Origin of the sequence: Rhodococcus sp. RS1C4 (assembly GCF_002258225.1) — a bacterium.
Classification (GTDB): Bacteria; Actinomycetota; Actinomycetes; order Mycobacteriales; family Mycobacteriaceae; genus Rhodococcoides; species Rhodococcoides fascians_E.
This window is the reverse complement of the sequence record NZ_NOXZ01000050.1, coordinates 1-20,877: the sequence shown is the minus strand read 5'-3', so window position 1 is coordinate 20,877 and position 20,877 is coordinate 1. Positions and strand designations below refer to the sequence as shown.

At 63.9% G+C, this 20,877-nt stretch carries 23 protein-coding genes and 1 tRNA gene; 14 read left to right on the top strand and 10 right to left on the bottom strand.

The genetic code is table 11. The annotated features are described in order from the left end of the window. Window positions 1-15 precede the first annotated feature (15 nt). The 4 genes from pgm (at window position 16) to CH289_RS25165 (ending at window position 3,829) form a co-directional block, all read left to right on the top strand. Window positions 16-1,656: a phosphoglucomutase (alpha-D-glucose-1,6-bisphosphate-dependent) gene (gene pgm, locus CH289_RS25180; RefSeq protein ID WP_026347934.1), complete on the top strand. Its 1,641-nt coding sequence runs from the start codon at window positions 16-18 to the stop codon at window positions 1,654-1,656. Further along, complete coding sequence (locus CH289_RS25175) at window positions 1,653-2,876, top strand: MFS transporter (RefSeq protein WP_019666023.1); 1,224 nt, start codon at window positions 1,653-1,655, stop codon at window positions 2,874-2,876. The genes pgm and CH289_RS25175 overlap by 4 nt, the downstream gene beginning before the upstream one ends. A gap of 20 nt (window positions 2,877-2,896) precedes the next feature. Further along, on the top strand, window positions 2,897-3,649 hold the full coding sequence (locus CH289_RS25170) for a DsbA family protein (RefSeq protein WP_026347933.1): 753 nt from the start codon (window positions 2,897-2,899) through the stop codon (window positions 3,647-3,649). A 107-nt stretch (window positions 3,650-3,756) separates the two neighbouring features. Then, window positions 3,757-3,829, top strand: a tRNA-Ala gene (locus tag CH289_RS25165). 69 nt (window positions 3,830-3,898) lie between these two features. On the opposite strand, the gene CH289_RS25160 is transcribed toward CH289_RS25165, so the two are convergent. Next, on the bottom strand, window positions 3,899-4,246 hold the full coding sequence (locus tag CH289_RS25160; RefSeq protein WP_019667997.1) for a histone-like nucleoid-structuring protein Lsr2: 348 nt from the start codon (window positions 4,244-4,246) through the stop codon (window positions 3,899-3,901). Between the two features lie 444 nt (window positions 4,247-4,690). Here CH289_RS25160 and CH289_RS25155 point away from each other — a divergent pair, with 444 nt between their 5' ends. Both CH289_RS25155 and CH289_RS25150 read left to right on the top strand, forming a co-directional pair. After that, window positions 4,691-5,686 carry an N-acetylmuramoyl-L-alanine amidase gene (locus CH289_RS25155; protein ID WP_027498869.1) on the top strand — a complete coding sequence of 332 codons (996 nt, stop codon included), beginning with the start codon at window positions 4,691-4,693 and terminating at the stop codon, window positions 5,684-5,686. 29 nt (window positions 5,687-5,715) lie between these two features. Continuing rightward, a complete protein-coding gene (locus CH289_RS25150; protein ID WP_020112067.1) occupies window positions 5,716-6,783 on the top strand; it encodes a CobW family GTP-binding protein in 1,068 nt (355 codons plus the stop codon). Here the strand turns inward: CH289_RS25150 and CH289_RS25145 are convergent. From CH289_RS25145 to CH289_RS25135, 3 genes are read right to left on the bottom strand one after another with little or no spacing between them, the layout of a single operon-like run. Next, window positions 6,780-7,193, bottom strand: a complete 414-nt coding sequence (locus tag CH289_RS25145; protein WP_020112066.1) for a molybdenum cofactor biosynthesis protein MoaE — start codon at window positions 7,191-7,193, stop codon at window positions 6,780-6,782. The two genes, CH289_RS25150 and CH289_RS25145, sit on opposite strands and share 4 nt — an antisense overlap. Beyond that, window positions 7,190-8,164, bottom strand: coding sequence for a bifunctional molybdenum cofactor biosynthesis protein MoaC/MoaB (gene moaCB, locus CH289_RS25140; protein WP_230621125.1), 975 nt, complete (start codon window positions 8,162-8,164; stop codon window positions 7,190-7,192). Before moaCB ends, CH289_RS25145 begins: the two co-directional genes overlap by 4 nt. 44 nt (window positions 8,165-8,208) lie before the next feature. Further along, window positions 8,209-9,456, bottom strand: coding sequence for a molybdopterin molybdotransferase MoeA (locus CH289_RS25135; protein ID WP_230594060.1), 1,248 nt, complete (start codon window positions 9,454-9,456; stop codon window positions 8,209-8,211). A gap of 131 nt (window positions 9,457-9,587) precedes the next feature. Between CH289_RS25135 and moaA the strand changes: the two genes are divergently transcribed. Together moaA and CH289_RS25125 are read left to right on the top strand one after the other, a co-directional pair. Beyond that, window positions 9,588-10,673 carry a GTP 3',8-cyclase MoaA gene (moaA, locus tag CH289_RS25130; protein ID WP_019668003.1) on the top strand — a complete coding sequence of 362 codons (1,086 nt, stop codon included), beginning with the start codon at window positions 9,588-9,590 and terminating at the stop codon, window positions 10,671-10,673. After that, window positions 10,666-10,908 (top strand): MoaD/ThiS family protein, encoded by a 243-nt coding sequence (locus CH289_RS25125; RefSeq protein WP_019668004.1) that lies wholly within the window; start codon window positions 10,666-10,668, stop codon window positions 10,906-10,908. Before moaA ends, CH289_RS25125 begins: the two co-directional genes overlap by 8 nt. Window positions 10,909-10,914: 6 nt before the next feature. On the opposite strand, the gene nadE is transcribed toward CH289_RS25125, so the two are convergent. Both nadE and CH289_RS25115 read right to left on the bottom strand, forming a co-directional pair. Continuing rightward, window positions 10,915-11,760 carry an ammonia-dependent NAD(+) synthetase gene (gene nadE, locus CH289_RS25120; RefSeq protein ID WP_019668005.1) on the bottom strand — a complete coding sequence of 282 codons (846 nt, stop codon included), beginning with the start codon at window positions 11,758-11,760 and terminating at the stop codon, window positions 10,915-10,917. A gap of 37 nt (window positions 11,761-11,797) precedes the next feature. Further along, window positions 11,798-12,391 (bottom strand): TetR/AcrR family transcriptional regulator, encoded by a 594-nt coding sequence (locus CH289_RS25115; protein WP_019668006.1) that lies wholly within the window; start codon window positions 12,389-12,391, stop codon window positions 11,798-11,800. Between the two features lie 105 nt (window positions 12,392-12,496). Here CH289_RS25115 and CH289_RS25110 point away from each other — a divergent pair, with 105 nt between their 5' ends. The 6 genes from CH289_RS25110 (at window position 12,497) to nrdF (ending at window position 17,665) form a co-directional block, all read left to right on the top strand. Next, window positions 12,497-13,063 carry an NAD(P)H-dependent oxidoreductase gene (locus CH289_RS25110; RefSeq protein WP_020112064.1) on the top strand — a complete coding sequence of 189 codons (567 nt, stop codon included), beginning with the start codon at window positions 12,497-12,499 and terminating at the stop codon, window positions 13,061-13,063. A 38-nt stretch (window positions 13,064-13,101) separates the two neighbouring features. After that, window positions 13,102-13,224: a type B 50S ribosomal protein L36 gene (gene ykgO / locus CH289_RS25105; protein ID WP_019668008.1), complete on the top strand. Its 123-nt coding sequence runs from the start codon at window positions 13,102-13,104 to the stop codon at window positions 13,222-13,224. Window positions 13,225-13,672: 448 nt separating this feature from the next. Next, complete coding sequence (gene nrdH, locus CH289_RS25100; RefSeq protein WP_019668009.1) at window positions 13,673-13,906, top strand: glutaredoxin-like protein NrdH; 234 nt, start codon at window positions 13,673-13,675, stop codon at window positions 13,904-13,906. A 38-nt stretch (window positions 13,907-13,944) separates the two neighbouring features. After that, window positions 13,945-14,409 carry a class Ib ribonucleoside-diphosphate reductase assembly flavoprotein NrdI gene (gene nrdI / locus CH289_RS25095; protein ID WP_020112063.1) on the top strand — a complete coding sequence of 155 codons (465 nt, stop codon included), beginning with the start codon at window positions 13,945-13,947 and terminating at the stop codon, window positions 14,407-14,409. 47 nt (window positions 14,410-14,456) lie between these two features. Then, on the top strand, window positions 14,457-16,619 hold the full coding sequence (gene nrdE / locus CH289_RS25090; RefSeq protein WP_019668011.1) for a class 1b ribonucleoside-diphosphate reductase subunit alpha: 2,163 nt from the start codon (window positions 14,457-14,459) through the stop codon (window positions 16,617-16,619). A 44-nt stretch (window positions 16,620-16,663) separates the two neighbouring features. Continuing rightward, window positions 16,664-17,665, top strand: a complete 1,002-nt coding sequence (gene nrdF / locus CH289_RS25085) for a class 1b ribonucleoside-diphosphate reductase subunit beta (RefSeq protein WP_019668012.1) — start codon at window positions 16,664-16,666, stop codon at window positions 17,663-17,665. A 27-nt stretch (window positions 17,666-17,692) separates the two neighbouring features. Here the strand turns inward: nrdF and CH289_RS25080 are convergent, their stop codons facing one another. From CH289_RS25080 to CH289_RS25065, 4 genes are all read right to left on the bottom strand, one after another. Beyond that, a complete protein-coding gene (locus tag CH289_RS25080; protein WP_020112062.1) occupies window positions 17,693-17,890 on the bottom strand; it encodes a type II toxin-antitoxin system antitoxin in 198 nt (65 codons plus the stop codon). A 4-nt stretch (window positions 17,891-17,894) separates the two neighbouring features. Next, window positions 17,895-18,812 (bottom strand): SPFH domain-containing protein, encoded by a 918-nt coding sequence (locus CH289_RS25075; RefSeq protein ID WP_027498868.1) that lies wholly within the window; start codon window positions 18,810-18,812, stop codon window positions 17,895-17,897. A gap of 165 nt (window positions 18,813-18,977) precedes the next feature. Further along, window positions 18,978-19,448 (bottom strand): NUDIX hydrolase, encoded by a 471-nt coding sequence (locus CH289_RS25070; RefSeq protein ID WP_019668015.1) that lies wholly within the window; start codon window positions 19,446-19,448, stop codon window positions 18,978-18,980. Between the two features lies 1 nt (window position 19,449). Continuing rightward, a complete protein-coding gene (locus CH289_RS25065; protein WP_020112060.1) occupies window positions 19,450-20,514 on the bottom strand; it encodes an ABC transporter substrate-binding protein in 1,065 nt (354 codons plus the stop codon). Between the last annotated feature and the right edge of the window lie 363 nt (window positions 20,515-20,877).

Sequence of the window (20,877 nt, the reverse complement as noted above, 5' to 3'; positions counted from 1 at the left end):
ACAAGGAGGCGCATCGTGGCGCACGAACGAGCTGGAACAATTGCCCTTCCCGAGGACCTCGTGGATGTCGCGCAGTTGATCACCGCCTACTACTCGCGGACGCCCGACGTGTCGGATCCCGGGCAACAGGTCGTGTTCGGAACCTCGGGACACCGGGGTTCCAGCCTCGACTCGGCGTTCAACGAACGCCACATCCTGGCGACAACTCAGGCGATCGTCGAATATCGTGCGTCCCAAGGGATCACGGGTCCGCTGTTCATCGGGCGCGACACCCACGCACTGTCCGAGCCTGCCTGGACCACGGCGCTCGAAGTGTTGGCCGCCAACGATGTCACCGTGCTGGTCGACTCCGGGGACCGCTACACACCTACTCCGGCTGTCAGTCACGCGATTCTGCGGTACAACGCGTCGGGACCGGAACGCCGCGCCGACGGAATCGTCGTGACCCCGTCTCACAACCCACCGCGTGACGGCGGCTTCAAGTACAACCCTCCCCACGGCGGGCCCGCCGACAGTGACGCCACGTCGGTCATCGCAGACCGCGCCAACGAACTTCTGCGCGCCGACCTCGCCGGGGTGCGGCGGGTGTCCCTCGACACCGCGATGCGCACCACCGTCGAACGCTACGACTACCTCGGCACGTACGTCGACGACCTGCCCAGCGTCGTGGACCTCGACGCGGTTCGCGCCGCGGGCGTTCGGATCGGTGCAGATCCGCTCGGCGGCGCGAGCGTCGACTACTGGGACGCGATCGCCGAGCGCCACAACCTCGACCTCACCGTGGTGAATCCACTCGTGGACTCCACCTTCCGTTTCATGACTCTCGACACCGACGGCAAGATCAGGATGGACTGCTCGTCACCGAACGCGATGGCGTCGTTGATCGCAGCTCGGACGTCGTACGACATCGCCACCGGCAACGACGCGGACTCGGACCGGCACGGCATCGTCACGCCCGACGGTGGACTGATGAATCCCAACCACTACCTGGCCGTGGCGATCGACTACCTGTTCACGCATCGTTCGGGATGGTCGCCGACCGCGCGTGTCGGTAAGACTCTGGTCTCGTCGTCCATGATCGATCGGGTGGTTGCCGGACTGGGTCGGCAGTTACTGGAGGTTCCCGTCGGTTTCAAATGGTTCGTACCCGGACTGCTCGACGGCGACCTCGGTTTCGGCGGAGAGGAGAGCGCAGGTGCGTCCTTCCTGCGCACCGACGGCCGCGTCTGGACGACCGACAAGGACGGCATCATCTTGGCGCTCCTCGCGTCGGAGATCACTGCGGTCACCGGAAAGACACCGTCCGAACGCTATTCGGAGTTCACCGCCGAGTACGGCGACCCGTCGTACGCTCGTGTGGATGCACCGGCCACCCGTGAGCAGAAGGCGGTCCTCGGCAAGCTGTCTCCCGAGCAGGTGACCGCAACCGAACTCGCAGGTGAAAAGATCACCGCCACCATGACGACGGCGCCCGGCAACGACGCTGCCATCGGAGGGCTGAAGGTCACCACCGAGAATGCGTGGTTCGCGGCACGGCCCTCCGGCACCGAGGACGTCTACAAGATCTACGCCGAATCGTTCCGAGGAGCCGATCACCTCGCTCAGGTTCAGGCAGCGGCAAAGGAATTGGTGTCCCAGGCCCTGAACGAGTCGTGACGGAAGACAATCGGCAGGAAAGCAATCGCACACCGGTCTCGTCCGAGATCTGGGTACTGATCGCGGCAAGCTTCGTCATCGCACTCGGGTTCGGCATCGTCTCGCCTGCGCTCCCGCAGTTCGCGACCGAGTTCGGAGTCGGCGTGTTCGCCGCGTCCGCTGTCATCAGTACCTTCGCGCTGATGCGTCTTCTGTTCGCCCCCGCAAGCGGGACGCTGGTGCAGAAACTGGGGGAGCGCCCGATCTACCTGTCCGGTCTGTTGATCGTCGCGCTGTCCACCGGTGCGTGTGCGTTCGCCCAGACCTACTGGCAGCTCCTCGTGTTCCGTGGGCTCGGTGGCATCGGATCCACGATGTTCTCGGTGTCCGCACTCGGACTGTTGATCCGGATGAGCCCACCACAGAGCCGTGGACGGATCTCGGGCCTCTACGCCACGAGTTTTCTGCTCGGATCGATCGGTGGTCCGTTGCTGGGCGGAGCCGTCGTCGGGCTCGGTCTCCGTGCGCCGTTTCTCATCTACGCGGTGGCGCTCGTGATCGCCGCGGCCGTCGTGTTCTTCGCGCTCGGCGACGTCGAGGAAGAGAAAGCGAGTGCGGATTCGTCGGTCCCCGTTCTCACCCTCCGGGCGGCGTGGGCGGTGCCCGCCTACCGAGCGGCACTGGCGTCCAACTTCGCGACGGGCTGGGTGATCTTCGGCGTGCGAGTGGCCTTGATTCCGCTCTTCGTCATCGAGGTACTCCAGCGGTCCGCGGCGGTCGCGGCAGTGTCGTTGGCCGTCTTCGCGGTCGGTAATGCGATAGTGCTCACCACCGCGGGGCGTCAATCGGACCTCCGCGGGCGCAAACCCTTCGTCGTGGCAGGTCTGGTCGTCGCAGGCGTCGGGACAGCGGGGATAGGGCTCACCGACGACATCGCGCTGTTCATGGCGTTCTCGGTTCTCGCGGGCGTCGGATCCGGTCTGATGACACCGGCGCAGCAGGCGTCCATCGCGGATGTCATCGGGTCCAAAGCGCGCGGTGGACCGGTGCTCTCCACCTTCCAGATGTCCGCGGACGTGGGTGCGATCCTCGGCCCGGTGGTCGCAGCCAAGATCGTCGAGGGGGCGTCGTACGGCACCGCTTTCGTGGCATCCGGCGTGATTCTGCTCGCGGCAGCCGCATGGTGGATCACCGTCCCCGAGCCGGGAGGTAGGAAGAGCGCCGCAGCCCCGTCCACGTGAGGCTTTCGTATCATGTGCACGTGAGTCAAAAGAGAACATCCGGGGCAAAGTACACACCTCAGCCGACGTCCAACACCTTCACTTACGTGCTTGCGGGCGTCGCACTTGTCGTGGTTGTCGCCGTGATCGTGGTGGCCATCCTCTGGCAGCGAGGTGGCGACGAGCCACGCAACGACGGATACGGCTCGGTCCGCAACGCCGAGGTCGTCTCGACCGTATCCGACGACGGTGTGGTCGAACTCGGTGTTCCGGGTGCGCCGCGCACCGTCGACATCTTCGAGGACCCGATGTGCCCGTTCTGCGGCGAACTCGAGGTGAAGCACGGCCAGGAACTGGCACAGAAGATCGACGAGGGAACCATCGCGGTTCGCTATCACATGGTCGTTCTGCCCCAACTGAATCAGTTGTCCGCGAGCGGCGACTACTCCAGTCGGGCGGTGGCTGCGTCGCGCTGCGTTGCCGAATCGTCCGACGCGATCGTGTACTCCGCGTTCCACGCAGAATTGTTCTCGACAGAGTTCCAACCGGAAGAGAACGGTGAGACCGACCACTCGAACGCCGAACTGGCGGAGATGGCCACGCGTAATGGTGCGAGCACTTCCGTAGCAGACTGCATCACCAGTGGAAGCGCCGCAGACGTAGCCTCTGCCGACGCGGAAACCGCCCGGGCTGCATTGGCTGCGGCAGGAGCCGCCGGCACCCCCGGCGTTCTCGTCGACGGGCAACTCGTCGACGCACTGCGTGAGTCGTCATGGGTCGAATCCATCGGCTGACACCCGCGCTTCGCCGGTGACGCGCTCTGAGCTGCTGATTTGTTCCCGTCAACGACAATGGTGTAACTTCGTTCGAGCAACCGCAAGGTAACGCGGAAGCGAAGTACGGGGCTATGGCGCAGCTGGTAGCGCACCACACTGGCAGTGTGGGGGTCAGGGGTTCGAGTCCCCTTAGCTCCACAAAGAGGAGAGTCACCACCATGGTGACTCTCCTTTTTTGTGTAAGTACTCCGGTCGGTCGCGGCGTTCCTAATGCGCCGCGTCGAAGGCTTGCTCCACGTCCGTCGGAATTCGACCGCGAGTGGAAATCGCGTAACCGTTCGACTTCGCCCATTCCCGAATCGCCTTGGTCTGATTCGCGTCGCGTTTGGAGTTCACCGAAACGGATCCGCCGGACTTCTTCGCGCGCTTTCCGCCCACCCGCAACGAATGCTCGATGTAGTAATCGAGCTTCCGGTGAAATTCCTTGGCGTTCTTGTCGCTGAGGTCGATTTCGTAACCGACACCGTTCACCGAAAAAGTTATGTGCTCGCCGCCGGATTCGATCGGCTTGTCATCGATATCGTCCACCAGTTGGACGAAGACTTTCTTGGCCATATGAAAAGTTCTCCAATGAAGTTCAGGTGCGTCTGCATCACACTCAACGCGACTATACGACCGACCGGGCAATTTATCCATGCACGACGAATTGTCGTCTGCCGCTGTTCGGAGCGGACGTGACGTTCGGTCACTTGGAGTGACCGAACGGTTCATTCGGTCTCGGATGGTTGCTTTTGCGAGCTCGTTTTGTGTGTCACCGAAAGGAATATGAAGTGTGCGGAGGTTTTGGAGTGAACGGCAACGGTTGAGTCACGGCATGCTCACGATTTGCTTCCGAAAGGCTGATTGCTCGTCGATGTGCGTGATGCTGCTGCTTCACTTGGGGCTCAAGTGTCCACTGATTCCTGTGGGAACGACCGAGGGCTCGTGTGGCCTGGTGGCTGTCGGAGTGAGAGGGGAGCGGTGCGCCGGGCTCAGGCCGCGGTGCGCTCACAACCGTCGATGAACAAAACTGGTGTGCTCGCGTTTCTGTCGATCGGACTGCTGTCCGCTGCGGTGATCGCTCCCGCGGCGGCGAGTGCCGATCCGGCCTCCGACTCGACCGGGAACGAACTCTCCGGCAAGACGGTCTTCCTGGACCCGGGTCATCAAGGGACGGGCCACTCGGAGGATCTCACGCGTCAGGTCGACGATGGACGCGGCGGAACCAAGGACTGCCAGACGACGGGCATGACGTCGCTCGGTGGAGTGCCGGAGCACACGATCAACTGGAACGTCTCGCAGCTCGTGAAGTCGAGTCTGGAGAGCCTCGGTGCGACGGTGGTGACTTCGCGGGCGGACGACACCGGTTGGGGCGGCTGCGTCGACGAGAGGGCGGAGGCCGCCACGCGATCGGGGGCCGACGTGGCCGTCAGCATTCATGCGGACTCCACGTCCACAGGCCCGGACGAGAACAAGCACGGCTTCCACCTCATCGTTCCCACCTTGCCGATCCCCGATACAGCGGCCGACGCGGCACAATCGGCGGGTGGGCGACAGGCAACGTCACTGATGCGCGACGCCTACGAACGTGCCGGTTTCACTCCTGCCAACTACGCCGGTGTGACAGACGGTGTTCAGGAACGCGCCGACGTCGCAGGCCCTGCGCTGACGGGTGTACCGCTGGTGTTCGTCGAGATGGGCAACGGATCCAACCCGTCGGATGCGGACACATTGGAGACCACCGACGGTCAACTGAAGCACGCGATCGCGCTGTCCACCGGGATCATCGACTATCTGCTCGGGCCGGACACCGAAGTCGCTCCCGACCAGAACGCAGCCGAGACGGTGCCGTCGGTGCCGACTGTTCCCTCCGCTGCCGATTCGACCGCGGGAAACTCGCTGTCGCGGTTGCTGTCCGAGCTCGCTCCCTACGTCGACGCCGGTGGCGGTGAGGCGGACGTTCGGGCCGTCGCCGATGTCGCGCAAGGTCTGCTCCGTCAGATCCTGACTCGATGACCGAACGCGGCACCGAGTAATCTCGCTGCGTGGCCGAGGCAGACCGAACGATTCCCGTTGTCCTCGTCTCGGGCTTCCTGGGTTCCGGCAAGACGACGCTGCTCAATCACCTACTTCGGCACAATCGCGGAATTCGCATCGGCGTGGTCGTCAACGACTTCGGGTCGATCAACATCGACTCGATGATGGTTGCCGGACAGGTGGACTCGATGGTGTCGCTGGGCAACGGTTGCCTGTGTTGCGCCGTCGACGTGGACGAACTGGACGCGATGTTCGACGTCCTGGCGGGTAGCAAATCCGCGCTCGACGTGATCGTCGTCGAAGCCAGCGGTCTCGCCGAGCCCCGAAATCTCATACGAATGGTTCTGGCGAGCGACAATCCGCGGGTGTCGTACGGCGGTCTCGTCGGGGTGGTCGATGCCGTCGAATTCGCCTCTACCCGAGCCGAACACCCCGAACTCGACCAGCACGTGCAATTGGCCGACCTGGTGGTGCTCAACAAAGCGGACGTACCGTCGCCCGACGCACTGTCGGACATCGAATCCCTCGTCCGCGGCATCGTCACCGACACGCCTGTTCTGACGACCGACCACGGCCGAGTCGACGCCGAACTGCTCTTCGACGTCCCCGAGCGTGTGCAGGATCCCACGCAGGCGCGTCAGATGTCGTTCGACGAGATTCTCTTCGACCACGACCACGACCACGACAGCCATGGCGAACAGGACGACCATGCACATCATCTGCACGCGAAGTACTCCACGACGAGCTTCGAGAGCGACGAGCCGTTCGATCCTCGACGGTTCGTCGACATGTTGGAGAACCCGGCAGGCGACGTCTACCGCATCAAGGGCTTCGTTCACTTCGACGTACCCGGCTACCGCGAGCGCTACGAGGTGAACACCGTCGGCCGGCACATCACGATGACGCCGACGGAGTGGGGCGACGACACCACGAGAATTACCCGGCTCGTTCTGATCGGCACCGACCTCGACGAGGAACTGGCCGAGATTCGGCTACTGGATTGCGTCCGGCGGCCCGGTGACCTCGCCGACGAGTCCGCGATGCTTCCGGTTCACCGGTACGTCCGGTCCGGTTAGAGGCCGACCCATTCCGACGTGCCCGACGCGAAGTGCTGTCGCTTCCAGATGGGTACCTCTGCTTTGATCCGTTCGACGAGCAGCGCACACGTTGCGAACGCCTCGGCGCGGTGGGGCGACGCGACGGCGGCCACGAGGGCGACGTCGCCGATCGACAGGTCACCGACGCGATGCACGGCTGCGACCGGCAGGCCGGATTCTTCCGCCACTTCCACGCAACACGTACGAAGGAACCGTTCCGCCTCGGGGTGGGCCTGGTACTCGAGGGCCGACACCGATTGTCCGCCGTCGTGGTTGCGCACGACGCCGGAGAACAACACGACGGCACCGTGCGTCGGACCGGCGACGGCACTTTCCACCGCCGAGGTGTCGATGGGATCGGCGGATATCGCGGCGAGCAGGTCGGTCATGGGGTGTTCACGTCACTTTCCGAATCGGCGTGGAGTCCGTCTCCAGCAACCTGGGCGAGTAGATGGTCGACGATCGGATCCAGCACCGCCAGGCCGTCTTTCACGCCTCCCGGTGATCCGGGGAGATTGACGACGACGGTGCGGCCCGCCACCCCGGACAGTCCGCGGCTGAGCGTCGCATGCGGCGTGACCTTCGTTCCCCGGAGCCGGATGGCGTCGGATATCCCCGGAAGTTCGCGGTCCAGAACGGCCTTGGTCGCCTCGGGGGTCGCATCGGTCGGGGAGACACCGGTGCCACCGGTGCTGACGACGAGGGCGGGGCCGTCGGTGAGAGCGTCGCGCAGGCCTGCCGCGATCTCTGCGTCGGCGTAGACGAGTGGGCCGCGTACGGTGAATCCTCTGTCGAGAAGCCACGCTACGATGCGGGGCCCGGTCGTGTCCTCACGGGTTCCGTTCGCACCACCGGTAGAGGCGACCAGAACGGCGGCTGTTCGGCCCGCCGGAGATGTTTCTGTCACGGACGTAGGCCCAGCGGAGACGGTGTCCTCACGCGACCACGACCCTCGTTTGCCGCCTTCTTTGCGCACCAACCGAATACCGTTCATCGTCGCCGACGGGTCGACGGCCTTGACCATGTCGTGCAACGTGAGCCCGGCCACGGCGACGGCCGTCAGCGCTTCCATCTCCACTCCGGTCGGACCTGTGGTCTTCGCGGTGGCCTCCACCGTGATCGTGGTGTCGGTGAAACCGAACACGATGTCGACCTTAGACAACGCGAGTTGGTGGCAGAGCGGGATGAGTTCCGACGTCTTCTTCGCTCCGGAGATTCCGGCGATCCGTGCGGTCGCGAGCACGTCGGCTTTCGGCATGCCATCGGCACGCACCAACGCGATCACCTCCGCCGTGGTGGCCAGTTCGCCTGCAGCGACGGCGATTCGAGTGGTGTCCTGTTTGGCGGAGACGTCGACCATGCGCGCCCGACCCTCGGAGTCGAGGTGGGAGAAATTGGACGTGGTCACAGCGGGATCACCTGAACCTTCTCACCGGCTTCGAGGGCCGTCGTGTCTTCGGGAACGTCGACGAGTACGTCGGCCCACGCCATCGCTGCGACGAGGTGTGACCCTGGCCCGGCGACCAACGAGACACCGTCGTCGCCGAGTCGCGCCCGGAGCATCTGTCGCTTGCCGCGGATCGACGTGATCGAGTGCGCCAGCGGGACCGGCCGCGGCTCGATCCGATCCAGGCCTGCCGCCTCTCGCACGATGTTGCGCGCGAAGACCAGAAAGGACACGACCGTGCTCACCGGATTGCCCGGAAAGTCGAGCACGGGCGTTCCCTCGATGGTCGCGACGCCCTGTGGACCACCGGGCTGCATGCGCACGGAGCCGAAACGCCCACCCAGCGGACCCACTACATCCTTCACGACCTCGAAGTCACCCATCGACACGCCGCCGGACGTGATCACGAGTTCGGCTTCGCGGGCAGCGTCGAACAATATTTTCTCGAACTCGCCCCGGTCGTCCGAGCTTCGGCGGACGGAGACGACGTCGGCGCCGTTTGCCCGCAGGTGAGCCGCCAGCGTGAGCCCGTTGGAATCGAAGATCTCGCCGGGACGCAGGGTGCTGCCGGCGTCGACCAGTTCGGCCCCGGTGGTGATGACCGCGACCGTGGGTCGAGAAACCACGGCGACGCTGTCGAGGCCGACCGCGGCGAGCACCGCGATGTGGCGCGGTTCGAGGACCTGCCCGGCCCGCACCAGGATCGTGCCCGCGGTGATGTCGCTGCCCTGCTCACGGATGTAGTCACCCGGTTGCCTCGACACGGTGACGGTCACGGCATCACCAGTGGGCGTTGACCGTTCGGTGTTCTCGACGGGGACGACGGCGTCCGCGCCGACGGGCACGGGCGCGCCCGTCATGATCTTGACTGCCGACCCCGACTCGATCCGGACGATCTCCGACGGACCCGCGGCAACGACACCGTCGACCCGCAGCGTGACCGGAACCGCCGCGACGTCCGATGCGAGAACGGCATATCCGTCCATCTGCGAATTGCGGAACAACGGGAGGTCGACGGGGGAGACGACGTCGGCGTGGACGACGCGACCGAGAGCGTCGGCCACCGACACGGACAGAGGCGTTCTGGTGCGCAGCGGGCGCAACAGTTCTTCGACGACTGCGAGGTGTTCCTCCACCGACGCCGCGCTCGGACGGTGCGCCCGCCCGCCGCCATCCGGTGATCCATCATGCCCAGCACTGCTCATTCCACGATCCTGCTCATTCCACGATCCTATGCGCGCTCCGTCGCGCGAATGTTCGGTGGATCGCACGAAGAATCGGGCGGACGGCATACTGGAGGATGGACAGTCGGACACCGAACATTCGAAGGAGGGTCATGACAGTCGGCAATGCAGTGGGTACCGGTGCCGTCGGGCTCGGAATCCCTTCGATCGGCCGGGCGAGGACCGACACCGTCGAGGACCGGCCGGACGTTCCCGTCCTCGTCGACAGATTCGGACGCGTCGCTCGTGACCTCAGAGTGTCCATCACCGAGAAGTGCTCGCTGCGGTGCACGTACTGCATGCCGGAATCCGGCCTGCCCGCCATCGAGGCTCGAAATCTGCTGACGGCAAGCGAGATCGCCCGCGTGGTCGGTGTCGCCACCTCGCACCTCGGCGTCGAGGAAGTCCGCTTCACCGGGGGAGAACCCTTGATGCGTGCGGATCTGGCGGAAATTCTCCAGCTCTGTTCGGACGCCGCGCCGGGCGTGCCGCTGGCGATGACCACCAACGCCGTCGGTCTCGAACACCGTGTCGACTCCTTGGTGGCCGCGGGTCTCGGACGGGTGAACGTCTCGCTCGACACCATCGACCGGCACCACTTCGCGGAGCTCACTCGGCGTGATCGGCTCCCCTCGGTCCTGGCGGGTGTGCGCGCGGCCAGGCGCGCCGGTCTCGACCCGGTGAAGATCAACGCAGTCCTGATGCCGGAAACGTTGCACGGCGCAGCCGACCTGCTGCAATGGTGCCTCGACGAGGGCGTCGCACTGCGTTTCATCGAACAGATGCCCCTGGACGCGGACCAGGAATGGGCGCGCGCGAACATGCTCGACGCACAGCACCTGCTCGACGTGCTGTCGGCCCGGTTCGAACTGACGGAAATCGGTCGCGCAGACCCGTCGGCTCCCGCGGAGGAATGGGCGGTAGGCGGAACATCCGCCACCGTCGGAATCATCGCGTCCGTCACCAGGTCGTTCTGCTCGGATTGCGACCGAACGCGGTTGACCGCCGAAGGCACCGTTCGGTCGTGTCTGTTCAGTGACGAGGAAACCGACCTTCGCGCAGCATTGCGCGGCGGCGCCACCGATGACGAGATCGCACGGCTGTGGCGCGGCGCGATGTGGAACAAGTGGGCCGGCCACGGCATCGACGCCGCCGATTTCGTACCGCCTGCACGGAGCATGGGAGCAATCGGTGGTTGAGGTCAGGTACTTCGCCGGCGCAGCCGACGCTGCCGGATGCGCGCACGAAACGTTCGATCTTCCCGCCGGAAGCACACTTGCAGCTCTCAAAGCTGCTGTGCAACAAAGACATGGAAGCTCGGTGGTCGACGTGCTGCGAGTCTCGGCGTTTCTCGTCGGCGACGACCTGACCCGTGATGCGGGCACGACGCTCGGCGACAGGGTCGATGTCCTGCCGCCGTTCGCCGGCGGTTAGCGTCCTTCAGTTCTCGGTGGTCCACCAGTCGTCGAACGGAGTGACCGGAACGGCGCGCTTGTGCCTGGTGTCGAGGAACATCCGCTCCAACTTCTCGGCGACCTCGTCGGACACATCCTTGCCCTCGAGATAATCGTCGATCTGGGCGTACGTGACGCCGAGTGCTTCCTCGTCCGGGAGCGCAGGACGGTCGTCTTCCAAGTCCGCCGTCGGCACTTTCTTCCACGTGCTCTCCGGTGCGCGCAGTTCACGTAGCAATGCCGCACCCTGGCGCTTGCTGAGGCCGGTGAGCGGGGTGATGTCGACACCGCCGTCTCCGAACTTGGTGAAAAATCCGGTTATTGCCTCGGCTGCGTGATCGGTTCCCACGACGACGTAGCCCAACTGCCCGGCGAGCGCGTACTGCGCGACCATGCGCTGGCGCGCTTTGATGTTGCCGCGCACGAAGTCTCGGACCTCGGACGTGCCCAGTGCCTCGGCTGCGGAAGCCGCCGAGGCGTCGGACGCCTCCTTGATGTTGACGGTGACCGTCCGGTCCGGACCGATGAAGGTCAGTGCCGTCGTCGCGTCGTCCTCGTCGGCCTGGACTCCGTACGGCAGACGCACCGCGACGAACTCTGCCTCGGCGCCTTCGCTGCGTAGTTCGGCCGCGGCACGCTGGCAGAGCGCGCCCGTGAGGGTGCTGTCCTGACCACCGCTGATGCCGAGCACGAATCCCTTCGCGGGGCTCGAGCGCAGATAGGCCTTCAAGAAATCGACGCGGCGTGTGATCTCCGCCGCGGGGTCGATCGACGACTGGACCGCCAGTTCACGCAGGATGCGGGTCCGAAGTTCCGAGCGTAGTAGTGACATTCGGCCATTCTAGGGGCGGCGAGCGAACTTTCGCCGGTCAGCGGGTGGCTCGGCGCACCAGGTCTTCCCAGCCGTCGGCGAGCCGTTCTATCGGCATACCCAGATCGCGGAACTGATGCATGACCAGTGTCGCTTCGAGTGGGGTCAGCAGGTTGTAGGCCAGCAGTTCCAGATCGCCGCCGACGCCTGCGCTGCGCAGAAGTGTCAGCACATGGGTGTAGTTCACCATGTGAGCAGGTGCGGAGTACCGCACCAGGGCCGAGTTCTCGGCCGCGCGCATGACCTCGCCCTGAACCTCCACCAGTTGCAGCCGAGCGCGGCCGAAGGCGACGAGCCTGTCGATCGGGTCGGCACCCGGGCCCAACGGCGGGGGACCGAACAGGAACGACTGCTGGAGCTCTTTCTCCGTGTGATCGAGCAGAGATTGCATCAGGCCGGATCGACTCCCGAACCGACGGAACACTGTGCCCTTGCCCACACCCGCCTTGGCGGCGAGGCCGTCCATGGTCACGGCGTCGGCGCCGACCGTCGCGACCAGTTCCGATGCCGCGTCCAGCAGGAGCCGCCGGTTACGCGCGGCGTCGCACCGCTCGGTCTCCTCGCCGGCTATGGGCAGCATGAAATCGGTCACAAGGGACAGTCTACCTGCTCGGGAATGGAAGTGGACCGCGGTCCGTTTGAGTGGTAAGAATTGGGTCGAACACCGGCTGCACACTCGAACTCGAAGGAATTACTCATGTCTGATGCACACGTTCTCGTTCTCGTTGGAAGTCTCCGCGCGGATTCGGTCAACAAGCAGATTGCCGATACCGCGGCGTCGCTGACCCCTGAGGGCTCCTCGGCCGTGGTCTACGACGGTCTTGCCGATGTGCCGTTCTACAACGAGGACATCGACGTCGACGGCAAAGTTCCCAGCTCCGCACTCGCGCTGCGTGCAGCGGCGGAGAAGGCCACCGCGTTTCTGCTCGTCACGCCCGAATACAACGGCACCATTCCTGCAGTTCTGAAGAACGCCATCGACTGGCTCTCCCGTCCGTACGGCGCCGGTGCGGTGTCGAAGAAGCCGGTCGCCGTCATCAGCGCGTCGCCGAGTGGTAACGGTGCCAAGTGGGCGCACGACGATGCACGCAAGGCCGTCGGCATCGCGGGCGGCAAGGTGCTCGAGGACGTCGAGCTCACCATCGGCGGAACCATCGACAAGTTCGGAACTGCTCACCCGCGCGAGAACGCCGAGGTCTCCGCCGAGATCGGCGCCGTCGTTGCGGAGTTGGTCAAGGCATCCGACGAGCTCGTCGCCGCCTGATTACGGTAACGGGAATCGTTTTCATGTAGAGTTTTCGTATGAAAGTACGAAACTCACTGAAATCGCTGAAGAACAAGCCGGGCGCCCAGGTCGTTCGCCGTCACGGCAAGGTGTTCGTGATCAACAAGAAGGAACCGCGGTTCAAGGCGCGCCAACGCTGACGGATCGACGGCGCATCAGCGCCTACGGGCGGTCGGAAGAGGCCCTCGGAGTCGACAAGACTCCGAGGGCCTTTCTCGTGTGCGAACCGGACTGTTTCACCCTTCGCGTGCGGCGTGTCGGCTTGCTGTTCTCGGTCACCACGAGTTCGTGTCTTCGATGTGACGCATGACATGAAAGCGTGTCGCACGCGACACGCCGCAGCGACCGAACGATTTGCTCGTCGGCAAGACTGTGACCAGCGAATACCAACGATGTTGTTCGCAACATCTCGTGTTGTAGGCATATGTCGGACACAAGGTGTAGTGTCTGAGCAGTCGAGAGGACACAACGCAGGAAGCCCCGAAAACGGGCTCGAAGCACGGTGAATCGTCTCGAAACTGCTCTGACCCGGGTTGCCGCTCGGCGTCGGAATCGTCGGCCGAGGTCGGTACGGAAAAGGGGAACATCATGAGCATCACCGTCTACACCAAGCCCGCCTGCGTTCAGTGCAATGCCACCTACCGCGCTCTCGACAAAGAGGGCATCGAGTACAACGTCGTCGACATCTCGCAGGATGCCGAGGCTCGTGATTACGTGATGGCGCTCGGCTACCTCCAGGCTCCCGTCGTCGTCGCCGGTGAAGACCACTGGTCCGGATTCCGTCCCGACCGCATCAAGGCACTCACGGCGAGTGTTGCTTGAACTCAGGATGCTCCGGACGTAGGAGGAGATGAGCAGGTGTGAATTTCGCTCCCGCTCCGCCGTCGACGCATCCGATCGTCTACTTCTCCAGCGCATCCGAGAACACGCATCGGTTCGTCACGAAGCTCGCGCTTCCGGCAAGTCGCATCCCGCTCAAGAACCCCGAGGACTTCTCGGTGGACCAGCCCTACGTGTTGATCGTGCCCACGTACGGCGGGGGGATGACGTTCGAGGGCCGCGATACCAGCTACGTCCCCAAGCAAGTCATCAAATTTCTCAACCGCAAGCACAATCGGTCGCTGATCCGAGCGGTCATCGCGGCCGGCAACACCAATTTCGGTGATTCGTTCTGCTTTGCAGGCGATGTCATTTCGCAAAAGTGCGCAGTTCCGTATCTCTACCGATTCGAACTGATGGGCACTCCCGAAGACGTACATCGAGTCCGCGAGGGTCTCGAGGACTTCTGGGAGCGCGAATCCCGCCGCGCGGCGCAGGTCCACTAGCGCAGCGCACACAACACACGACATGTAGAAGGAACTGGAGCGAAGCCGTGGCACCGACCATCACCGAGGTAGCACCCGTCAACGCCGCTCGATCGGACAGCGATCTGGATTATCACGCGTTGAACGCGATGCTGAATCTGTACGGTCCCAACGGCGAGATCCAGTTCGAGAAGGACCGCGAGGCGGCCAACCAGTACTTCCTGCAGCACGTCAACCAGAACACTGTCTTCTTCCACGATCTGGACGAGAAGCTCGACTACCTCGTCGAGGAGAACTACTACGAGCCCGAGGTACTGGACCAGTACTCGCGCGAGTTCGTGAAGTTCCTGATCAACCACGCCTACTCGAAGAAGTTCCGTTTCCCGACGTTCCTCGGCGCGTTCAAGTACTACACGTCCTACACGCTCAAGACGTTCGACGGTAAGCGTTACCTCGAACGCTTCGAGGACCGCGTCTGCATGGTCGCTCTGACCCTCGCGGCCGGTGACGAAAGGCTCGCGACGGATCTGGTCGACGAGATCATCGCCGGACGGTTCCAGCCCGCCACCCCGACGTTTCTCAACTCGGGCAAGAAGCAGCGCGGCGAGCCCGTCTCCTGCTTCCTGCTGCGCATCGAGGACAACATGGAGTCCATCGGGCGCTCCATCAACTCTGCCTTGCAGCTGTCCAAGCGCGGTGGCGGTGTTGCCCTGCTGCTCAGTAACATTCGTGAGGCAGGCGCCCCGATCAAGCGGATCGAGAACCAGAGCTCGGGCGTCATTCCCATCATGAAGCTCCTCGAGGACTCGTTCTCCTACGCCAACCAGCTCGGTGCCCGTCAGGGTGCGGGAGCGGTGTACCTCCACGCGCACCACCCCGACGTCTACAAGTTCCTCGACACCAAGCGCGAGAACGCGGACGAGAAGATCCGCATCAAGACACTCTCGCTCGGAATCGTCATTCCGGACATCACGTTCGAGCTGGCGAAGAAGAACGAGGAGATGTACCTGTTCTCCCCGTACGACGTCGAGCGCATCTACGGCGTCCCGTTCGCGGACATCAACGTCACCGAGAAGTACTACGAGATGGTGGACGACAAGCGAATTCGCAAGACCAAGATCAAGGCGCGCGAATTCTTCCAGACACTCGCCGAGCTCCAGTTCGAATCCGGTTACCCGTACATCATGTTCGAGGACACCGTGAACCGAGCGAACCCGGTGAAGGGCAAGATCACCCACTCCAACCTCTGCTCGGAGATCCTGCAGGTCTCGACGCCGTCGCTGTTCAACGACGACCTGTCCTACAGTCACGTCGGCAAGGACATCTCCTGCAACCTCGGCTCGCTGAACATCGCCAAGACGATGGACTCGCCGGACTTCGGCAAAACCATCGCCGTCGCGATCCGTGGATTGACCGCCGTGTCCGATCAGACCCACATCTACTCGGTGCCGTCGATCGAGCAGGGCAACAACGACTCTCACGCCATCGGCCTCGGCCAGATGAACCTGCACGGATACCTCGCGCGTGAGCGCATCCACTACGGTTCCGTCGAAGGCGTCGACTTCACGAACATCTACTTCTACACCGTGCTGTTCCACGCCATCCAGGCGTCGAACCAGCTCGCGAAGGACCGCGGAACCTACTTCAAGGGGTTCCCGGAATCCAAGTACGCCTCGGGTGAGTTCTTCGACAAGTACACCGACCGGGTGTGGGAGCCCAGTACCGCTCGGGTGGCGTCTCTGTTCGCGGAAGCCGACGTGCACATCCCCACGCAGGCCGACTGGTCCGCGCTGAAGGAGTCGGTGCAGCAGTACGGCATCTACAACCAGAACCTGCAGGCCGTTCCGCCGACCGGATCGATCTCCTACATCAACAACTCGACGTCCTCGATCCACCCCGTCGCGTCCAAGATCGAGATCCGCAAGGAAGGCAAGATCGGTCGGGTCTACTACCCGGCGCCCTACCTGACCAACGACAACCTGGACTACTACCAGGATGCCTACGAAATCGGGTACGAGAAGATCATCGACACCTACGCCGCGGCAACGCAGCACGTCGATCAAGGCCTGTCACTGACGCTGTTCTTCAAGGACACCGCCACCACGCGTGACATCAACAAAGCGCAGATCTACGCATGGCGCAAGGGAATCAAGACGCTGTACTACATCCGGCTGCGTCAGATGGCACTCGAAGGCACCGAGGTGGAGGGCTGCGTTTCGTGCATGCTGTAGGCCGAGGCCGCTGAACTTCACCCGATTCGAACCCAGAGGACACCATGACTGCTGCACCGCACTCGCCCGCGGACGGGGCGAAGATCAAGCTCATCGACCGCGTCTCCGCCATCAACTGGAACCGCGTCCAGGACGACAAGGACGCTGAGGTCTGGGAGCGGCTGACCAGTAATTTCTGGCTGCCGGAGAAGGTCCCCGTCTCCAACGACATCCCGTCGTGGGGCACGCTCAACGCCGTCGAGAAGCAGCTGACGATGCGTGTGTTCACCGGATTGACGTTGCTGGACACCATCCAGGGCACCGTCGGCGCAGTCAGTCTGATCCCCGACGCCGTCACCCCGCACGAGGAAGCCGTCTACACGAACATCGCGTTCATGGAGTCGGTCCATGCCAAGAGTTACAGCTCGATCTTCTCGACGCTGAGCTCGACGCGTGACATCGACGACGCGTTCCGCTGGTCGGAGGAGAACCCGAACCTGCAACGCAAAGCCGAGATCGTCCTCGACTACTACAAGGGCGACGACCCGCTCAAGCGCAAGGTCGCGTCGACGCTTCTCGAATCGTTCCTCTTCTATTCGGGCTTCTACCTGCCGATGTACTGGTCCTCACGGGCGAAGCTGACCAACACGGCCGACCTCATTCGCCTGATCATCCGCGACGAGGCCGTGCACGGCTACTACATCGGGTACAAGTACCAGAAGGGCCTCGAAAAGGTCACCGAAGCCGAGCGCGAAGACCTCAAGAACTACACGTTCGAGTTGTTGTTCGAGTTGTACGACAACGAGGTCGAGTACACGCAGGACCTCTACGACGAGATCGGTCTGACCGAGGACGTCAAGAAGTTCCTGCGCTACAACGCGAACAAGGCTCTCAACAACCTCGGATACGAAGGCCTGTTCCCCAAGGACGAGACCGACGTCAACCCGGCGATCCTGTCCGCACTCTCCCCGAATGCCGACGAGAACCACGACTTCTTCTCCGGTTCCGGGTCGTCCTACGTCATCGGCAAAGCAGTCAACACCGAAGACGAGGACTGGGACTTCTGATCCTGTTCGACAGCGCAGGCCCTCCGGCTACGAGCCGGGGGGCCTGCCCTGCTTCCGCATCGTTTCCGCGTCCTTCGGCATCCGTCCTTGCTCGGTCAGAGCGCGACGCAACAGAAACTCGATCTGCGCATTCGTGCTCCTGAGCTCGTCGGAGGCCCAGCGGGCAAGCGCGTCGTGCACCGCAGGGTCGAGTCTGAGCAGAAGCTTCTTGCGTTCGACGGGCATCGGATTACTGGTAGAGCGATCCGGTGTTCACCACGGGCTGTGTGTCGCGGTCACTGCACAGCACGACGAGCAAGTTGGACACCATCGTGGCCTTCCGTTCCTCGTCCAACTCGACGACGTGCTTGTCCTCGAGCTTCGCGAGCGCCATCTCGACCATGCCCACCGCGCCTTCGACAATCTGCTGACGTGCAGCGATGACAGCACCTGCTTGCTGACGACGCAGCATCGCCTGCGCGATCTCCGGGGCGTACGCAAGTCGATTGATCCGCGTCTCGATCACCTCGACGCCCGCCGATCGAACCCGTGCGTGCACTTCCTCGCTCATCGCGCCGGTGATTTCGTCGGCGTTCTCGCGCAGCGACATTCGACCCTCGGCATCGTACGGGTAGCTACCGGCGATATGCCGGACCGCCGACTCGGTCTGCACCGCGACGAACTCCTCGTAGTCGTCGACCTGGAACGACGCGAGCGCGGTGTCCGCCACCTGCCACACCACGATCGCCGAGATCTCGATCGGGTTGCCGTCTGCGTCGTTGACCTTCGACTGTCCCGTCTCGTGATTGCGAATTCGCGTCGAAATGGCCTTGCGGTACGTCAACGGATTTGTCCAGCGCAAGCCGGGCGTGCGGAGCGTTCCGCTGTACGAACTTCCCAAGAGCTGAAGCACGCGAGCCTGATTCGGCTGCACCAACGTCAAACCCGCAAGAACGGGAAGCGACACGACGAACAACACAGCGCCGACGACAGCCAGCGGGACAACGGTGAACACGAGGCCGAGTACGAACGCCGCAATACCTCCCAGGAAAAGAACGAGCCCGACCCCGAGCATCGACCACCCCGGCAGATCCCACCCCGGCCGTTCGGCAATCGTCGTCGTCGGAGCACCCGTCGGTTTCTCGGCAACAGTCGATGGTCCAGTCACAATGGCCTCCCTCTCAGTAGTGATACTAAAGTGATATCACATTCCGCGCCGCCGTCGCACCGAACGTGACGTTTGGTCACTTGGAGTGACCGAACGTCACGTTCGGTCAGTCAGACTGACCGAACGTCACGTTCGGTCCCGAAAGGGGGTGGGGGAGGAGGCGGCTCAGCGCCGGAACCAGGCTTCGGCGTTGTCGCCGAGAGCGTGGTGGATGCGCAGACGCGAGGTGTCGGCGAGGTTGTCGGGGAGTTCGGCGGGGTCGAACCATGCGACGGCGAGGTTTTCGTCGTCGGCGACGTGTGCGTGTCCGCCGGTGTGGTGGGCGAGGAAGGTGATGTCCAGGTACTGGGCGACGTCACCGTTGGGGTAGGTGATCGGCTCGGTGACGTCGACGCCGGTGAGGCGGACGAGTTCGGCGTCGATGCCGGCTTCCTCGCGGATTTCGCGGAGGGCGGCCGGTCCGGGTTCTTCGCCGGGTTCGAGGATGCCGGAGACGACGGCCCATTTTCCGTTGTCCCGCCGCTGGGTCAGGAGAACCTTGCCGTCGGAGATCACGACGGCGCTGACGCCGGACAGCCAGAGCGGTGACGTGCCGACCTTGTCGCGGAGAGCGAGGACGAATTCGGGGATCGGCATGTCAGGACACGTACGCGTTCAGGGAGTTGGTGACGTCCGCGAGGATCGTGCGGGCGGCGACCAGTCCGCTGCCCGACCACACGGTGTCGTTGACCACGAAGATGCGTCCGTCCTTCGCCGAGCCCAGGTCCTCCCACGCCTCTCCGGTCATGACCGAGGTGCCGTAGTCCTCCCCGGCGTCGCCGTCGAAGCGGACGTAGACGATGTCGCCTTCGGCGGCGGCGACGTCTTCGGCCGATCCGGTGGCGGTGGCGTCGACCTGCGTCGGAGGCCTTTGCACGCCGATCTCCGCGAGAACGGAGCTCGCGAACGTCGAGGGTGCGTCGGTGGAGAAGGAGTCCGGGAGGAACCGCACGACCGACGCCTGCGTCTGCTGGGCGTTGACGTCCCGGCCGACCTGCTCGGCGTCCGCCGTGAAGCGGGCCAGTTCGTCGAACGCGGTCCCGCCCCGCCCCAGTGCAGCGGCCGATTGCAGGAATGCGCCCTTCCATCCCTGGTCGGTGCTGGTGAAGACGGTCGGCGCGATGTCGCCGAGTGCCTCGTACATGTCCGGTCCCAGCGAATCCGCTCCGATGATCAGGTCGGGGGAGAGGCCTGCAATGGCGTCGATGTCCGGTGAGCCCACGGCCCCGACCGACGGGATCTGCGTGATTCCGGTGCCCAGGTACAGCTCCTGATCGCCGTCGCCGCGGAAGTCGGGATCGAGCGGAGCTGCGCCGACGACGCGTTCCCAGACACCGAGCGCGCAGGTGGCGTCCAGTGATGCCGCGTCCAGTACGACGACGCGCATCGGGTCCGCCGGCACGTCCGTGATGCCCTCGCTGTGACCGACCGGGCGGGTGTCACCGTCGATGCCCGTCGGATCCAGGGGTGCAGGAGCCGGGCACAGCCCGACGGTGTCGCGGTCGTTGCCGACGACGCCGGCTCCGGCGATGTTGGTGGTGCTCCGAACGATGGTCGACGCGTTGTCCTCGGAGGACGCGGTGTCCGAACATCCGGATGCGAGCGTCAGTGCTGTCACCACGATCGCAAGGGCAGCGGTGCGCGCCTGAGACGTCTTGGTCAACTCGGATGTTCCTTACGGGAGTCGGGATGCCGTCATACCCTATCGAAGAAGATCGACCGCTCCTCGAATCGCCGGTCTCGCTGGTCGTTCGACGCCGCCCAGCTGGTGCGGGAGCCGAATACGACACACGGTAGGACCGGGTTGGTCAGGCTCGGAGTGCACGGTCTAGGATTCGAATAGCGCAAGACACCAGGACGTCCCGCTTGTCGATCGGGATGGGACGCATCTTCAGGAGGATCAGTGACTGCCCTAGCGCCTAGGCCTACTCCCGCTGTGACGGCGGCTCGGCCTTTTCCGCCGCGGATGGGACCTAAGGGTTCGTTCGTTCACAAGGCGATTACGACCACTGATCCCAAGGTGTTG

What these genes read in the sequence shown, in the direction of transcription:
- CH289_RS25160 (WP_019667997.1), bottom strand. Translation starts at nt 4,246, where the DNA reads ATGGCCAAGAAAGTCTTCGTCCAACTGGTGGACGATATCGATGACAAG.
- CH289_RS25155 (WP_027498869.1), top strand. Translation starts at nt 4,691, where the DNA reads ATGAACAAAACTGGTGTGCTCGCGTTTCTGTCGATCGGACTGCTGTCC.
- CH289_RS25145 (WP_020112066.1), bottom strand. Translation starts at nt 7,193, where the DNA reads ATGACCGACCTGCTCGCCGCGATATCCGCCGATCCCATCGACACCTCG.
- moaCB (WP_230621125.1), bottom strand. Translation starts at nt 8,164, where the DNA reads ATGGTCGACGTCTCCGCCAAACAGGACACCACTCGAATCGCCGTCGCT.
- CH289_RS25135 (WP_230594060.1), bottom strand. Translation starts at nt 9,456, where the DNA reads ATGAGCAGTGCTGGGCATGATGGATCACCGGATGGCGGCGGGCGGGCG.
- moaA (WP_019668003.1), top strand. Translation starts at nt 9,588, where the DNA reads ATGACAGTCGGCAATGCAGTGGGTACCGGTGCCGTCGGGCTCGGAATC.
- nadE (WP_019668005.1), bottom strand. Translation starts at nt 11,760, where the DNA reads ATGTCACTACTACGCTCGGAACTTCGGACCCGCATCCTGCGTGAACTG.
- CH289_RS25110 (WP_020112064.1), top strand. Translation starts at nt 12,497, where the DNA reads ATGTCTGATGCACACGTTCTCGTTCTCGTTGGAAGTCTCCGCGCGGAT.
- ykgO (WP_019668008.1), top strand. Translation starts at nt 13,102, where the DNA reads ATGAAAGTACGAAACTCACTGAAATCGCTGAAGAACAAGCCGGGCGCC.
- nrdH (WP_019668009.1), top strand. Translation starts at nt 13,673, where the DNA reads ATGAGCATCACCGTCTACACCAAGCCCGCCTGCGTTCAGTGCAATGCC.
- nrdF (WP_019668012.1), top strand. Translation starts at nt 16,664, where the DNA reads ATGACTGCTGCACCGCACTCGCCCGCGGACGGGGCGAAGATCAAGCTC.
- CH289_RS25080 (WP_020112062.1), bottom strand. Translation starts at nt 17,890, where the DNA reads ATGCCCGTCGAACGCAAGAAGCTTCTGCTCAGACTCGACCCTGCGGTG.
- CH289_RS25070 (WP_019668015.1), bottom strand. Translation starts at nt 19,448, where the DNA reads ATGCCGATCCCCGAATTCGTCCTCGCTCTCCGCGACAAGGTCGGCACG.